The sequence below is a fragment of the Escherichia sp. 94.0001 genome, from assembly GCF_013369155.2.
Lineage (GTDB): Bacteria > Pseudomonadota > Gammaproteobacteria > Enterobacterales > Enterobacteriaceae > Escherichia > Escherichia coli_F.
Map to the genome: position 1 here is coordinate 92,821 of NZ_JABWMS020000002.1, position 15,019 is coordinate 107,839.

The 15,019-nt window shown below is 47.1% G+C and carries 15 protein-coding genes; 12 read left to right on the forward strand and 3 right to left on the reverse strand.

Going from position 1 to position 15,019, the window contains the following annotated elements:
• Positions 1–421 precede the first annotated feature (421 nt).
• Positions 422–1,168 carry a scaffolding protein MipA gene (gene mipA / locus HEN33_RS01540; RefSeq protein WP_176263758.1) on the forward strand — a complete coding sequence of 249 codons (747 nt, stop codon included), beginning with the start codon at positions 422–424 and terminating at the stop codon, positions 1,166–1,168.
• A gap of 89 nt (positions 1,169–1,257) precedes the next feature.
• Positions 1,258–2,112: a methylglyoxal reductase YeaE gene (gene yeaE / locus HEN33_RS01545; RefSeq protein ID WP_001296125.1), complete on the forward strand. Its 855-nt coding sequence runs from the start codon at positions 1,258–1,260 to the stop codon at positions 2,110–2,112.
• A gap of 50 nt (positions 2,113–2,162) precedes the next feature.
• On the opposite strand, the gene HEN33_RS01550 is transcribed toward yeaE, so the two are convergent.
• Both HEN33_RS01550 and gapA read right to left on the reverse strand, forming a co-directional pair.
• A complete protein-coding gene (locus HEN33_RS01550) occupies positions 2,163–3,047 on the reverse strand; it encodes a D-hexose-6-phosphate mutarotase (protein WP_001296124.1) in 885 nt (294 codons plus the stop codon).
• Positions 3,048–3,130: 83 nt separating this feature from the next.
• Positions 3,131–4,126 carry a glyceraldehyde-3-phosphate dehydrogenase gene (gapA, locus tag HEN33_RS01555; RefSeq protein ID WP_000153502.1) on the reverse strand — a complete coding sequence of 332 codons (996 nt, stop codon included), beginning with the start codon at positions 4,124–4,126 and terminating at the stop codon, positions 3,131–3,133.
• 341 nt (positions 4,127–4,467) lie between these two features.
• Between gapA and msrB the strand changes: the two genes are divergently transcribed.
• From msrB to HEN33_RS01605, 10 genes are all read left to right on the forward strand, one after another.
• Positions 4,468–4,881, forward strand: a complete 414-nt coding sequence (gene msrB / locus HEN33_RS01560; RefSeq protein WP_001284618.1) for a peptide-methionine (R)-S-oxide reductase MsrB — start codon at positions 4,468–4,470, stop codon at positions 4,879–4,881.
• 41 nt (positions 4,882–4,922) lie between these two features.
• Positions 4,923–5,195, forward strand: coding sequence for a YeaC family protein (locus tag HEN33_RS01565; RefSeq protein ID WP_001046790.1), 273 nt, complete (start codon positions 4,923–4,925; stop codon positions 5,193–5,195).
• 369 nt (positions 5,196–5,564) lie between these two features.
• Entirely contained in the window at positions 5,565–6,641 is a 1,077-nt protein-coding gene (locus tag HEN33_RS01570; RefSeq protein ID WP_176263757.1) for a zinc-binding dehydrogenase, read from the forward strand.
• 26 nt (positions 6,642–6,667) lie between these two features.
• Complete coding sequence (locus HEN33_RS01575) at positions 6,668–8,047, forward strand: MFS transporter (protein ID WP_000435312.1); 1,380 nt, start codon at positions 6,668–6,670, stop codon at positions 8,045–8,047.
• A gap of 16 nt (positions 8,048–8,063) precedes the next feature.
• A complete protein-coding gene (locus tag HEN33_RS01580; RefSeq protein WP_176263756.1) occupies positions 8,064–9,107 on the forward strand; it encodes an NAD(P)-dependent alcohol dehydrogenase in 1,044 nt (347 codons plus the stop codon).
• A gap of 20 nt (positions 9,108–9,127) precedes the next feature.
• On the forward strand, positions 9,128–9,964 hold the full coding sequence (locus HEN33_RS01585; protein WP_000878883.1) for a ketose-bisphosphate aldolase: 837 nt from the start codon (positions 9,128–9,130) through the stop codon (positions 9,962–9,964).
• A 4-nt stretch (positions 9,965–9,968) separates the two neighbouring features.
• Positions 9,969–10,916, forward strand: coding sequence for a carbohydrate kinase family protein (locus HEN33_RS01590; RefSeq protein WP_176263755.1), 948 nt, complete (start codon positions 9,969–9,971; stop codon positions 10,914–10,916).
• A gap of 9 nt (positions 10,917–10,925) precedes the next feature.
• A complete protein-coding gene (gene ydjG, locus HEN33_RS01595) occupies positions 10,926–11,906 on the forward strand; it encodes an NADH-dependent methylglyoxal reductase (RefSeq protein ID WP_000723727.1) in 981 nt (326 codons plus the stop codon).
• A gap of 136 nt (positions 11,907–12,042) precedes the next feature.
• On the forward strand, positions 12,043–12,801 hold the full coding sequence (locus HEN33_RS01600) for a DeoR/GlpR family DNA-binding transcription regulator (protein WP_000719088.1): 759 nt from the start codon (positions 12,043–12,045) through the stop codon (positions 12,799–12,801).
• A 117-nt stretch (positions 12,802–12,918) separates the two neighbouring features.
• The gene (locus tag HEN33_RS01605) at positions 12,919–14,277 is read left to right on the forward strand and encodes an MFS transporter (RefSeq protein ID WP_000438819.1); all 1,359 of its coding nucleotides are present in this window, start codon (positions 12,919–12,921) and stop codon (positions 14,275–14,277) included.
• Between the two features lie 92 nt (positions 14,278–14,369).
• On the opposite strand, the gene pncA is transcribed toward HEN33_RS01605, so the two are convergent.
• Entirely contained in the window at positions 14,370–15,011 is a 642-nt protein-coding gene (gene pncA, locus HEN33_RS01610; protein WP_176263754.1) for a bifunctional nicotinamidase/pyrazinamidase, read from the reverse strand.
• Positions 15,012–15,019 lie beyond the last annotated feature (8 nt).

A 15,019-nucleotide genomic window follows, 5' to 3' on the forward strand; every position in this document is an offset into this window, starting at 1 on the left:
TCGTTTTTTAGCACAGGTTAAGAGCCGTTCATATGAATAGTAGAGGCTCCCGGAAGAGGTAAACTGAACGACGTCTCTTGCTAAAACACAGCAACTCTCATGCCATTTTATCGACGATGAGAACAACGTGCCCGGTGATACACCTTCAAAATTAAGCGTAGATGGCAAATGGAAAACTTGCCTGCACGGCTTTCTTAATTTCAATGGCATATCAACAACTCATCCATAAAATTTGCATAATTAATGTAAAGACCAGGGTCGCCAGTAACGCGTAATTCATTTGGCTGTAAGCGTGGTGTCATCTGCGTCAGGAAAATTAAACAGTTACTTTAAAAAATGAAAACGTAAAAAGGTTGGGTTTCGATGTATTGACGGGTAAACTTTGTCGCCCGCTAAACATTTGTTTAAGGAATGATTAATTGTGACCAAACTCAAACTTCTGGCACTTGGAGTGCTTATCGCAACGTCTGCAGGCGTAGCGCACGCTGAAGGTAAATTTTCCCTGGGCGCAGGCGTAGGTGTCGTTGAACACCCATATAAAGATTACGATACCGATGTTTACCCAGTACCGGTAATCAACTATGAAGGCGATAACTTCTGGTTCCGTGGCTTAGGTGGTGGTTACTACCTGTGGAATGACGCAACGGATAAACTTTCAATTACCGCTTACTGGTCGCCGCTTTACTTCAAAGCTAAAGACAGTGGCGATCACCACATGCGTCACCTGGATGACCGTAAGAGCACCATGATGGCTGGTCTGTCTTATGCTCACTTTACCCAGTACGGTTACCTGCGTACCACCCTGGCTGGCGATACCCTGGATAACAGCAACGGCATCATCTGGGATATGGCCTGGTTGTATCGTTACACCAACGGCGGCCTGACCATAACCCCGGGTATCGGTGTGCAGTGGAACAGCGAAAACCAGAACGAATACTATTATGGCGTATCGCGTAAAGAATCTGCGCGCAGCGGTCTGCGCGGCTATAACCCGAATGACAGCTGGAGCCCTTACCTGGAGCTGAGTGCCAGCTACAACTTCCTCGGCGACTGGAGTGTTTACGGCACCGCACGCTACACTCGTCTGTCTGATGAAGTTACGGACAGCCCAATGGTGGATAAATCCTGGACTGGCCTGATTTCTACCGGGATCACCTACAAATTCTGATAATGCATCTTTCCAGGGCATTTTGTGCATAAAAACAGGGCGTAATGCCCTGTTTTGCATTACGGTGGTGCAATACCTGGGAGGAAACAATGCAACAAAAAATGATTCAATTTAGTGGCGATGTCTCACTGCCAGCCATAGGGCAGGGAACATGGTATATGGGCGAAGATGCCAGTCAGCGTAAAACAGAAGTTGCTGCACTACGCGCGGGCATTGAACTCGGTTTAACCCTCATTGATACCGCCGAAATGTATGCCGATGGCGGTGCCGAAAAAGTGGTTGGGGAAGCATTAATCGGTTTGCGTGAGAACGTCTTTCTCGTCTCTAAAGTCTATCCGTGGAATGCTGGCGGGCAAAAAGCGATAAATGCATGCGAAGCCAGTTTACGCCGTCTCAATACTGATTATCTCGATCTCTACTTATTACACTGGTCTGGCAGTTTCGCTCTCGAAGAGACTGTCGCAGCGATGGAAAAATTGATCGCCCAGGGAAAAATCCGCCGCTGGGGCGTTTCTAACCTTGATTATGCCGATATGCAGGAACTCTGGCAGCTGCCGGGGGGAAATCAGTGTGCCACTAATCAGGTGCTTTACCATCTCGGTTCACGAGGGATTGAGTACGATCTACTTCCCTGGTGCCAGAAACAGCAGATGCCGGTGATGGCTTACAGTCCATTAGCCCAGGCCGGGCGGTTGCGCAATGGACTGTTAAAAAATGCGGTAGTCAACGAAATTGCACATGCTCACAATATCAGTGCGGCACAAGTATTGTTGGCGTGGGTAATCAGCCATCAGGGTGTGATGGCGATTCCAAAAGCGGCAACTGTCGCACATGTCCAACAAAATGCGGCTGTGCTTGAGGTTGAACTTTCGTCAGCGGAATTAGTTATGCTAGATAAAGCGTATCCGGCACCAAAAGGAAAAACTGCGCTGGATATGGTGTGATGTTGATACGTGCCGGATGCATCGCACCCGGCACACAATATTAACGCAAATTAACGTTTCGCAACGCGAATGGATTGCGCCAGATGTGCAGGTTTCTCTTTGGTGACTTTTTGCGTTTCTGAAGCGTACGCCGTTTCTACACAAACAAAGGTCTTGTAGCCATCATCCGGCATATCGCCCATGCTAACTGAAAGCGCCGGTCCTGGGTTCCAGCCTACAACGTTCAGATGATGCTGGTGGCCTACGGCGATAATACGATTCAGCGCTTCGTCATTAATTACGCTGCAATCTTGCGGATTCAGATACACGCGATCGGTACGGTCAGGGAAGGTCTGAATACCGTCGGTCAGTACATCTTCTTTCGCGTCATTTACTTTATCAATGAAGCGATCGCCTAGTCCACTGACGCTTACCTTAGCGATATCACCCACGTTAAAGTAGGTATGCAGAGCAGAGGTAGTTTCAAATTCGCCGTGTGCTTCAAGATCGATTTCACAGGTTTTACCCACGTGGAAATGCGCTAACAGCGTAAAGTCGTGCGGCCAGAATTTTTTCGTCTCTTCGCTTTGTGTCAATTCAAAAGTCAGCGCTACACCATCAGCATCTTCACGATGTGATTTCAGCGTCCACGGCAGGTTGCGGGCAAAACCGTGCGCAGGCAGACCTTGTTGTGCAGCCGGACCAAACCACGGCCAGCAAACCGGTATGCCACCGCGAATGGCGACGCCATTTTTGAACGGTGTGTTGTTACTCAACCACAGAACTTCTTCTTCACCCGCAGGTTTCCACGAGAGAAGGTGTGCGCCCTGTAATGCAAAAGAGGCTTTTACCTGGGGATGATCGACCACAATGAGGTCCAGTTCATCCAGTTTACGACGGGAGAGGACAGGGGAGATTTGTTCGATGACCGGAAGGGCAAAAATTTTCTTAATCATGACGCAGTCCTTTAACTTCATTTTATCAGGTAAAAAAAAGAGCGACCGAAGTCGCTCTTTTTAGATCACAGAGTCATCTCAACTTATTTGGAGATGTGAGCGATCAGGTCCAGAACTTTGTTGGAGTAACCGGTTTCGTTGTCGTACCAGGATACCAGTTTCACGAAGTTGTCGTTCAGAGCGATACCCGCTTTAGCATCGAACACGGAAGTGCAAACTTCGCCGTTGAAATCGGTAGATACTACGTCATCTTCGGTGTAGCCCAGAACGCCTTTCATTTCGCCTTCAGCAGCAGCTTTAACGGCAGCTTTGATCTGCTCGTAAGTTGCAGCTTTTTCCAGACGAACGGTCAGGTCAACTACGGATACGTTCGGGGTCGGAACGCGGAACGCCATACCAGTCAGTTTGCCATTCAGTTCTGGCAGTACTTTACCTACAGCTTTAGCAGCACCGGTAGAGGACGGGATGATGTTCTGGGAAGCGCCGCGGCCACCGCGCCAGTCTTTGTGAGACGGGCCATCAACGGTTTTCTGAGTAGCGGTAGTAGCGTGAACGGTGGTCATCAGACCTTCGATGATGCCGAAGTTATCATTGATAACTTTAGCCAGCGGAGCCAGGCAGTTGGTGGTGCAGGAAGCGTTAGAAACGATGTCCTGACCAGCATATTTGTCGAAGTTAGCGCCTTTAACGAACATCGGAGTGTTGTCTTTAGACGGACCAGTCATAACCACTTTTTTCGCACCAGCGGTGATGTGTTTACGAGCAGTTTCGTCAGTCAGGAACAGACCAGTTGCTTCAGCGACAACGTCAACACCAACTTCGTCCCATTTCAGGTTAGCCGGATCACGTTCAGCGGTAACACGGATTTTTTTACCGTTAACGATCAGATGACCGTCTTTCACTTCAACGGTACCGTCGAAACGGCCGTGAGTGGAGTCATATTTCAGCATGTATGCCATGTAATCAGCGTCTAACAGGTCGTTGATTGCAACGATCTCGATGTCAGAACGTTTCTGAGCAGCACGGAAAACAATGCGACCGATACGGCCAAAACCGTTGATACCTACTTTGATAGTCATATATTCCACCAGCTATTTGTTAGTGAATAAAAGGTTGCCTGTAAAATTACAAAAACCTTACGCAGCGTCAAGCGGAATCGTGTCAATCATTGCGACAAATCAATCCTGTGCCTAAGCATTATGCGACTGACTCGCCTCACTCTTCCTTTGGGCTTGAGACCACATGGGGTCGGCGCCCCGAATTTTAAAGGGCAATTACGATAAAAATGTGATTTTCATCACGATTTAGGTGCAGCCATTTCGTCGAGATCAAGTTTAGGACAAAATTTTGCCAGTTGGTGTTAATGTTTTGTTAGAATCAGTCACGTAATGTGAGCACGATTAAAGTGAGATGTGAGCAAATGGCTAATAAACCTTCGGCAGAAGAACTGAAAAAAAATTTGTCCGAGATGCAGTTCTACGTGACGCAGAATCATGGGACAGAGCCGCCATTTACGGGTCGTTTACTGCATAACAAGCGTGACGGCGTATATCACTGTTTGATCTGCGATGCCCCGCTGTTTCATTCCCAAACCAAGTATGATTCCGGCTGTGGCTGGCCCAGTTTCTACGAACCGGTGAGTGAAGAATCCATTCGTTATATCAAAGACTTGTCACATGGAATGCAGCGCATAGAAATTCGTTGCGGTAACTGTGATGCCCATCTGGGGCATGTCTTCCCCGACGGGCCGCAGCCAACGGGTGAACGTTATTGTGTTAACTCAGCCTCTTTACGCTTTACCGATGGCGAAAACGGCGAAGAAATCAACGGTTGAAAAAACGATTCAGCAACTTATTCCACAGGAGCGGAAAAATTATGAATCTTGATGACATTATCAACAGCATGACGCCTGAGGTATACCAGCGTTTGTCGACTGCTGTTGAACTGGGAAAATGGCCCGATGGTGTTGCGCTGACCGAGGAACAAAAAGAGAACTGCCTGCAATTGGTGATGCTTTGGCAAGCCCGCCATAATACCGAAGCTCAGCATATGACAATTGACACAAATGGTCAGATGGTTATGAAGAGCAAACAACAGTTAAAAGAAGATTTTGGTATCTCAGCAAAGCCTATTGCCATGTTTAAGTAAGTGGTTTGTCCCCTTTTTGCCCCGGTTATAAAGGGGATAGCCAACAATAACCCCACGACTCATCTCAATTATCTCGCCCCGACCTGGCTAAGTCCCAGCCCGGTCTCTTGCAGTCGCGTTCACGCCTGAATGACTTCTCCTGAACTTAAGTCTCAGACCTATTTGGCCGGTAATCCCTCTCAAATTTGCTCATTTTGCGTTCCACCTTCCATCACCCTGTAACAGACCCGGCCATTTTCTGCGTAATTGTGATCTGAGTTGTAAAACACAGATCAATATCTGTGTTTTAAAGATTTAATGTTGACCTCAAAAATCATGTGGGTAAGTATGATGGCCATCTAAGCAAAACAAAACACAGAGGATGACGCAATGAAAGCACTGGCTCGGTTTGGCAAAGCCTTTGGCGGCTACAAGATGATCGATGTCCCACAACCCATTTGTGGCCCGGAAGATGTGGTGATTGAAATTAAAGCTGCGGCAATCTGCGGCGCAGACATGAAGCACTACAATGTCGATAGCGGTTCTGATGAGTTTAACTCTATCCGCGGCCATGAGTTCGCAGGTTGTATTGCGCAGGTTGGTGAAAAAGTCAAAGACTGGAAAGTGGGGCAACGCGTCGTGTCGGATAACAGCGGTCACGTTTGCGGCGTTTGTCCGGCCTGTGAACAAGGTGATTTTCTGTGTTGTAAAGAAAAAGTAAACCTTGGTCTGGATAACAATACGTGGGGCGGTGGTTTTTCCAAATATTGTCTGGTTCCTGGTGAAATTCTCAAAATTCATCGTCATGCGTTGTGGGAAATCCCTGATGGTGTTGATTATGAGGATGCAGCCGTACTTGACCCTATCTGCAATGCCTACAAATCCATCGCGCAGCAATCGAAATTCCTCCCTGGTCAGGATGTAGTCGTCATCGGCACTGGCCCACTCGGGCTGTTCTCCGTACAAATGGCGCGGATTATGGGGGCGGTAAATATCGTCGTCGTTGGTCTACAAGAAGATGTGGCGGTCCGCTTCCCGGTTGCAAAAGAACTGGGTGCGACGGCTGTAGTAAATGGTTCTACCGAAGATGTGGTGGCGCGCTGCCAGCAAATTTGTGGTAAAGACAATCTGGGACTGGTGATTGAATGCTCCGGTGCCAATATCGCACTTAAACAAGCCATCGAAATGCTCCGTCCGAACGGGGAAGTGGTACGCGTTGGAATGGGCTTCAAGCCTCTTGATTTCTCGATTAATGACATTACCGCCTGGAACAAAAGCATCATTGGGCATATGGCCTATGACTCCACCTCATGGCGTAACGCTCTCCGGCTATTAGCCAGCGGCGCTATCAAAGTCAAACCGATGATCACGCATCGTATCGGCCTGTCGCAATGGCGCGAAGGGTTTGATGCGATGGTCGATAAAACCGCAATCAAAGTGATCATGACTTACGACTTTGATGAATAACTACTCTCCTGAAGGAACGTTATCGCATGGAACAGATAACAAAACCGCATTGTGGTGCACGGCTGGATCGCTTACCGGATTGCCGCTGGCATTCGTCAATGTTTGCCATCGTCGCGTTTGGCTTGCTTGTCTGCTGGAGTAATGCCGTTGGTGGCTTGATCCTCGCGCAGCTGAAAGAGTTGGGCTGGACAGATAATTCCACCACTGCCACATTCTCAGCAATTACGACCGCCGGAATGTTTCTCGGTGCGCTGGTTGGCGGCATCATCGGTGACAAAACCGGTCGCAGAAATGCGTTCATCCTCTATGAGGCCATTCATATTGCCTCGATGGTTGTCGGTGCTTTTTCACCGAATATGGATTTCCTTATTGCCTGCCGTTTTGTGATGGGCGTTGGGCTGGGAGCTTTACTGGTGACGCTGTTTGCTGGTTTCACCGAATATATGCCCGGTAGAAATCGCGGAACATGGTCCAGTCGGGTTTCCTTTATTGGCAACTGGTCATATCCGCTCTGTTCATTGATTGCGATGGGACTCACGCCACTGATTAGTGCAGAGTGGAACTGGCGAGTACAACTGCTTATCCCTGCAATATTGTCGCTTATCGCTACGGCGCTGGCCTGGCGCTACTTTCCTGAATCCCCGCGCTGGCTGGAATCGCGCGGACGGTATCAGGAAGCCGAGAAAGTCATGCGGAGTATAGAAGAAGGCGTCATACGCCAGACGGGTAAACCTTTGCCGCCCGTGGTTATTGCTGATGACGGTAAAGCGCCACAAGCGGTGCCGTATTCAGCCTTACTGACAGGAGTATTACTGAAACGCGTGATATTAGGTTCTTGTGTGCTGATTGCCATGAACGTTGTGCAGTACACACTAATTAACTGGTTGCCAACGATATTCATGACCCAGGGGATTAATTTAAAAGACTCGATTGTTTTAAATACCATGAGTATGTTTGGCGCGCCATTTGGTATTTTTATTGCCATGCTGGTGATGGATAAAATTCCGCGTAAAACAATGGGTGTGGGGCTATTAATCCTGATTGCGGTGCTCGGATATATCTATTCACTGCAAACCAGTATGTTGCTCATAACGCTGATTGGTTTCTTCCTGATTACTTTCGTCTATATGTACGTTTGCTATGCCTCGGCAGTGTATGTCCCTGAGATCTGGCCGACAGAGGCCAAATTACGTGGCTCCGGTCTGGCGAATGCAGTAGGGCGAATCAGTGGTATTGCCGCACCTTATGCCGTTGCAGTGCTGCTCAGTAGTTATGGCGTAACGGGAGTCTTTATTCTTCTGGGGGCGGTTTCAATTATTGTCGCAATTGCTATCGCCACCATTGGAATTGAAACCAAAGGTGTCTCCGTTGAAAGTTTAAGTATTGATGCAGTAGTCAATAAATAATACTGGTGGATTCAAAATGAGAAATTCAAAAGCAATATTGCAGGTGCCGGGCACAATGAAAATTATTTCAGCAGAAATACCTGTGCCTAAAGAAGATGAAGTTTTGATTAAAGTAGAATATGTCGGTATTTGTGGTTCAGATGTACATGGTTTTGAATCAGGCCCGTTTATTCCGCCTAAAGACCCAAATCAAGAAATTGGCCTGGGTCATGAATGCGCCGGGACGGTTGTGGCTGTGGGAAGCCGTGTGCGCAAATTTAAAGCGGGGGATCGAGTAAATATCGAACCTGGCGTTCCTTGCGGTCACTGTCGTTACTGTCTGGAAGGCAAATATAACATCTGCCCGGACGTTGATTTTATGGCGACACAACCTAACTACCGCGGCGCATTAACGCACTATCTGTGTCATCCGGAGAGCTTTACTTACAAACTGCCCGACAATATGGACACGATGGAAGGGGCGCTGGTGGAGCCTGCCGCAGTCGGGATGCATGCCGCGATGCTGGCAGATGTTAAACCGGGTAAGAAGATAATTATTCTGGGAGCGGGTTGTATTGGTTTGATGACGTTGCAAGCATGCAAATGCCTGGGAGCTACGGATATTGCCGTCGTTGATGTACTGGAAAAACGTCTGACAATGGCGGAACAGCTCGGCGCGACAGTGGTTATCAACGGCGCAAAAGAAGACACTATCGCACGCTGTCAGCAATTTACCGAAGAAATGGGCGCAGATATTGTTTTCGAAACAGCGGGTTCTGCGGTCACCGTTAAACAGGCACCTTATCTGGTAATGCGCGGCGGTAAAATTATGATTGTTGGTACTGTACCTGGCGATTCGGCAATCAATTTACTCAAAATCAATCGCGAAGTCACTATCCAGACAGTATTCCGCTATGCCAATCGTTATCCGGTCACGATTGAAGCTATTTCCTCAGGGCGATTCGATGTGAAATCGATGGTGACACATATTTACGATTATCAGGATGTACAACAGGCATTTGAAGAGTCGGTTAACAACAAACGCGACATTATTAAAGGCGTTATTAAAATTAGCGATTAATTAATACGGGAGAACAGAATATGCTCGCAGATATCAGATATTGGGAAAACGATGCCACAAATAAACATTATGCAATTGCCCATTTTAACGTATGGAATGCAGAAATGTTGATGGGCGTTATCGACGCAGCCGAAGAAGCGAAATCACCGGTTATTATTTCTTTTGGTACAGGTTTTGTCGGGAACACCTCATTTGAAGATTTCTCTCACATGATGGTATCAATGGCAAAAAAAGCAACGGTGCCGGTAATAACTCATTGGGATCATGGTCGGAGTATGGAAATTATTCATAACGCCTGGACTCATGGTATGAATTCATTAATGCGTGATGCTTCCGCATTTGATTTCGAAGAAAATATTCGTTTAACCAAAGAGGCTGTTGATTTCTTCCATCCGCTGGGTATTCCGGTAGAGGCAGAATTAGGGCATGTCGGTAATGAAACCGTTTATGAAGAAGCGCTGGCGGGCTATCACTATACCGATCCTGACCAGGCGGCTGAATTTGTTGAACGTACGGGCTGTGACTCATTGGCTGTCGCCATCGGCAACCAGCATGGGGTTTATACGTCAGAGCCACAATTGAACTTTGAGGTCGTCAAACGCGTACGCGATGCCGTTTCTGTTCCGCTGGTTTTGCACGGCGCATCGGGGATCAGTGATACCGACATTAAAACTGCAATTTCGTTGGGTATCGCGAAAATCAACATTCATACGGAGCTCTGTCAGGCCGCAATGGTAGCAGTGAAAGAAAACCAGGATCAGCCTTTCCTGCATTTAGAACGTGAAGTACGTAAAGCTGTAAAAGAACGGGCATTGGAAAAAATTAAACTGTTCGGTTCTGATGGCAAAGCGGAATAATGATATGGATAATCTCGACGTTATTTGTATAGGTGCCGCTATTGTTGATATTCCATTGCAACCGGTCAGTAAAAATATCTTTGATGTGGATTCTTATCCTCTTGAAAGAATCGTAATGACCACCGGGGGTGATGCAATAAATGAAGCAACAATTATTTCTCGTCTGGGCCATCGCACAGCATTAATGAGTCGTATTGGTAAAGATGCCGCCGGGCAATTTATTCTCGACCATTGCCGCAAAGAGAATATTGATATTCAAAGCCTGAAGCAGGACGTCAGCATAGATACCTCTATTAACGTTGGACTGGTGACGGAGGATGGCGAGCGGACGTTTGTCACAAACCGTAACGGCAGTCTGTGGAAATTGAATATTGACGATGTTGATTTTTCGCGGTTTTCTCAGGCGAAATTATTATCTCTGGCCAGTATTTTCAACAGTCCTCTATTGGATGGTAAAGCGCTAACAGAAATTTTTACGCAAGCTAAAGCCCGGCAGATGATTATCTGTGCCGATATGATCAAACCGCGGTTGAATGAAACGCTGGATGATATTTGCGAAGCATTGAGTTATGTCGATTATCTATTTCCTAATTTTGCCGAGGCAAAATTACTCACTGGGAAAGAGACACTGGATGAAATTGCTGACTGCTTTCTTGCGTGCGGCGTAAAAACGGTGGTGATTAAAACGGGTAAAGACGGCTGCTTTATCAAGCGTGGTGACATGACGATGAAGGTGCCGGCGGTCGCAGGAATAACCGCCATCGACACTATTGGCGCAGGCGATAACTTTGCTTCTGGCTTTATAGCGGCTCTGTTAGAAGACAAAAATCTGCGTGAATGCGCACGCTTTGCCAATGCAACGGCGGCTATCTCGGTTCTAAGCGTCGGTGCCACCACCGGTGTAAAAAACAGAAAGCTGGTCGAACAATTGCTGGAAGAATACGAAGGATAATGAAGGCAAATGAAAAAGATACCTTTAGGCACAACGGATATAACGCTTTCGCGAATGGGGTTGGGGACATGGGCCATTGGCGGCGGTCCTGCATGGAATGGCGATCTCGATCGACAAATATGTATTGATACGATTCTTGAAGCCCATCGTTGCGGCATTAACCTGATTGATACTGCGCCAGGATATAACTTTGGCAATAGTGAGGTTATCGTCGGTCAGGCGTTAAAAAAACTGCCCCGTGAACAGGTTGTAGTAGAAACCAAATGCGGCATTGTCTGGGAACGAAAAGGGAGTTTATTCAACAAAGTTGGCGATCGGCAGTTGTATAAAAACCTTTCCCCGGAATCTATCCGCGAAGAGGTAGAAGCCAGCTTGCAACGTCTGGGTATTGATTACATCGATATCTACATGACGCACTGGCAGTCGGTGCCACCATTTTTTACGCCGATAGCTGAAACTGTCGCAGTGCTCAATGAGTTAAAGGCCGAAGGGAAAATTCGCGCTATAGGCGCTGCTAACGTCGATGCTGACCATATCCGCGAGTATCTGCAATATGGTGAACTGGATATTATTCAGGCGAAATACAGTATCCTCGACCGGGCAATGGAAAGCGAACTGCTGCCGCTATGTCGTGATAATGGCATTGTGGTACAGGTTTATTCCCCGCTAGAGCAGGGATTGTTGACCGGTACCATCACTCGTGATTACGTTCCGGGCGGCGCTCGGGCAAATAAAGTCTGGTTCCAGCGTGAAAACATGCTGAAAGTGATTGATATGCTTGAACAGTGGCAGCCACTCTGTGCTCGTTATCAGTGCACAATTCCCACTCTGGCACTGGCGTGGATATTAAAACAGAGTGATTTAATCTCCATTCTTAGTGGGGCTACTGCGCCGGAACAGGTACGTGAAAATGTCGCGGCACTGAATATCAACTTATCGGATGCAGACGCAACATTGATGAGGGAAATGGCAGAGGCTCTGGAGCGTTAAATACTCAACATGATTCACCTCTGTTTCTGTGAAAACTGTGATTAAAATCTGTGATTCAAACGGGTTATTTTGAAAGTAAACATCGGTTATGCGATAATCTCGCTAATGTGATGTAAAAAGATACAGGGGTGTAATCGTGGCGGCAAAAGACAGGATTCAGGCAATTAAGCAAATGGTTGCCAACGATAAAAAGGTGACAGTCTCAAATTTGAGTGGGATTTTTCAGGTAACCGAGGAAACCATTCGCCGCGATCTTGAGAAGCTGGAAGATGAAGGCTTTTTGACCAGAACCTATGGTGGTGCTGTTTTAAATACAGCGATGTTGACGGAGAATATCCATTTTTATAAGCGCGCTTCATCGTTTTATGAAGAGAAGCAGCTTATTGCACGCAAGGCGCTACCCTTTATCGACAATAAAACCACTATGGCAGCCGATTCCAGTAGTACCGTTATGGAATTGCTCAAATTGTTGCAGGACCGTAGTGACCTGACGTTGCTAACTAACTCGGCGGAAGCGATTCATGTTCTGGCTCAATCAGAAATTAAAGTCGTTTCAACGGGGGGGGAACTAAACAAAAATACACTTTCCCTGCAAGGAAGAATTACTAAAGAGATCATCAGCCGCTACCATGTCGATATCATGGTAATGAGTTGTAAAGGTCTTGATATTAACAGCGGCGCGCTGGACTCTAACGAAGCGGAAGCTGAAATCAAAAAGACAATGATCCGTCAGGCGACAGAAGTTGCGTTATTGGTTGATCACTCTAAGTTTGATCGCAAAGCTTTTGTCCAGTTAGCTGACTTTAGTCATATTAATTACATAATAACTGATAAATCACCGGGTGCAGAGTGGATAGCATTTTGCAAAGACAATAATATCCAGCTGGTGTGGTAATTTAAGCACACGTTGTCAATATTATTTGTTCCTGCGCCTGGAAAATAAAATGATGATAAAGATGCGGCAAGTGAATTTGCCGCAATTGCTACCTTTTTAGCAAATCCGAGGCACCTAATGGAACAATATGATCAAATTGGCGCAAGACTGGACCGCTTGCCTTTGGCCCGGTTTCATTATCGTATATTTGGTATTATAAGCTTTAGTCTGTTATTAACGGGTTTTTTGAGTTATTCAGGCAATGTTGTTTTAGCAAAGCTGGTAAGCAATGGATGGTCAAATAATTTCCTCAATGCCGCCTTTACCTCGGCATTAATGTTTGGTTATTTCATCGGCTCTCTTACCGGTGGGTTCATCGGTGATTATTTTGGGCGGCGCAGGGCTTTTCGCATAAATCTTCTCATCGTCGGTATTGCGGCAACAGGGGCCGCTTTTGTCCCTGATATGTACTGGCTCATTTTCTTTCGCTTCCTGATGGGCACAGGAATGGGGGCGCTGATTATGGTTGGCTATGCTTCGTTTACGGAGTTTATCCCCGCGACGGTGCGTGGAAAATGGTCCGCGCGGCTGTCATTTGTCGGTAACTGGTCGCCCATGCTGTCTGCGGCGATAGGCGTGGTGGTTATCGCTTTTTTTAGTTGGCGGATAATGTTTCTGCTGGGTGGTATTGGCATACTGTTAGCCTGGTTTCTCTCAGGTAAATACTTTATTGAGTCGCCTCGATGGTTGGCGGGGAAAGGACAAATCGCAGGTGCCGAAAGCCAACTTCGTGAAGTAGAGCAGCAAATTGAAAGAGAGAAGAGTGTTCGTTTACCCCCGCTTACTTTGAATCAGAGCAACAGCAAGGCTAACGTAATCAATGGTACTTTCTGGCTGCTGTTTAAAGGGGAAATGTTACGACGTACATTAGTCGCGATTACTGTTTTAATTGCAATGAACATTTCACTTTATACCATCACCGTATGGATACCGACCATATTTGTTAACTCCGGCATTGATGTTGATAAATCAATATTAATGACTGCTGTTATTATGATTGGCGCTCCGGTAGGTATATTTATTGCGGCATTAATTATTGATCATTTTCCTCGTCGATTATTTGGCTCCGCCTTACTTATTATTATTGCCGTGTTAGGCTATATCTATTCAATTCAGACTACAGAGTGGGCGATTTTAATCTATGGCCTGGTGATGATCTTCTTTTTGTACATGTATGTTTGCTTCGCGTCGGCGGTTTATATACCGGAACTTTGGCCAACGCATTTACGCTTGCGTGGTTCGGGTTTCGTTAATGCCGTCGGACGGATCGTCGCAGTCTTCACGCCCTATGGCGTTGCGGCATTATTAACACATTATGGGTCAATCACGGTGTTTATTGTGCTTGGTGTGATGTTAGTGCTCTGCGCGCTGGTTCTCTCCATTTTTGGCATCGAAACGCGGAAGGTGTCGCTGGAAGAGATTTCTGAGGTGAATTAAATCTTTCGTTGATGGCGTCAATTGCCAGATGTACCACTGACGTGTTTTATCTGGCCTACAATGGCAGTACAGAATTGTAGGCCAGCATAAAATTACTCCTGCGTCTCTTCCCAGTCTGCCAGCGTATATAGCGTTGCCCCAGCTGCTGACATCTCCATAAACGCGTGCGCACTGTCCTGTGGCTGGATATTCACGCCACGACAACCATCGGTAATCACATTAACCTTATAACCTAACTGTAACGCGTCCAGCACGGTAAACTTCACGCAATAGTCAGTAGCCAGGCCCATAATGATCAATTCATCGATTTCATGATCGCGTAACCAGTCATCGAGCGTGGTTTTCTGCCGACGGCCGTTATCAAAAAAGGCACTGTAACTGTCAACTAAAGGATTTTCGCCTTTATGGAACACCGCTGCGATCGCTTTTTGGTTCAGTAACGGATGTAATTGTGCGCCTTCACTGTTCTGCACACAGTGATCTGGCCAGAAGGTTTGTGGCAAACCGTCGAGTTGGCCTGGCGTATAAGGCTCTACACCGTGCTGACTGGCAAAACTGCCGTGAATCGCCGGGTGCCAGTCTTGACTGGCGATAACCGCTTCACCGCGCGACTGGCACCAGTCAATCAGGCGGTTAGCGACATCCACCGTACTGTCACCTTCCGGCACGGCGAGCGCGCCACCAGCACAGAAATCATTTTGTAAATCGACCAGTAACAGGGCGCGAGGGGGCATTGCAGTCT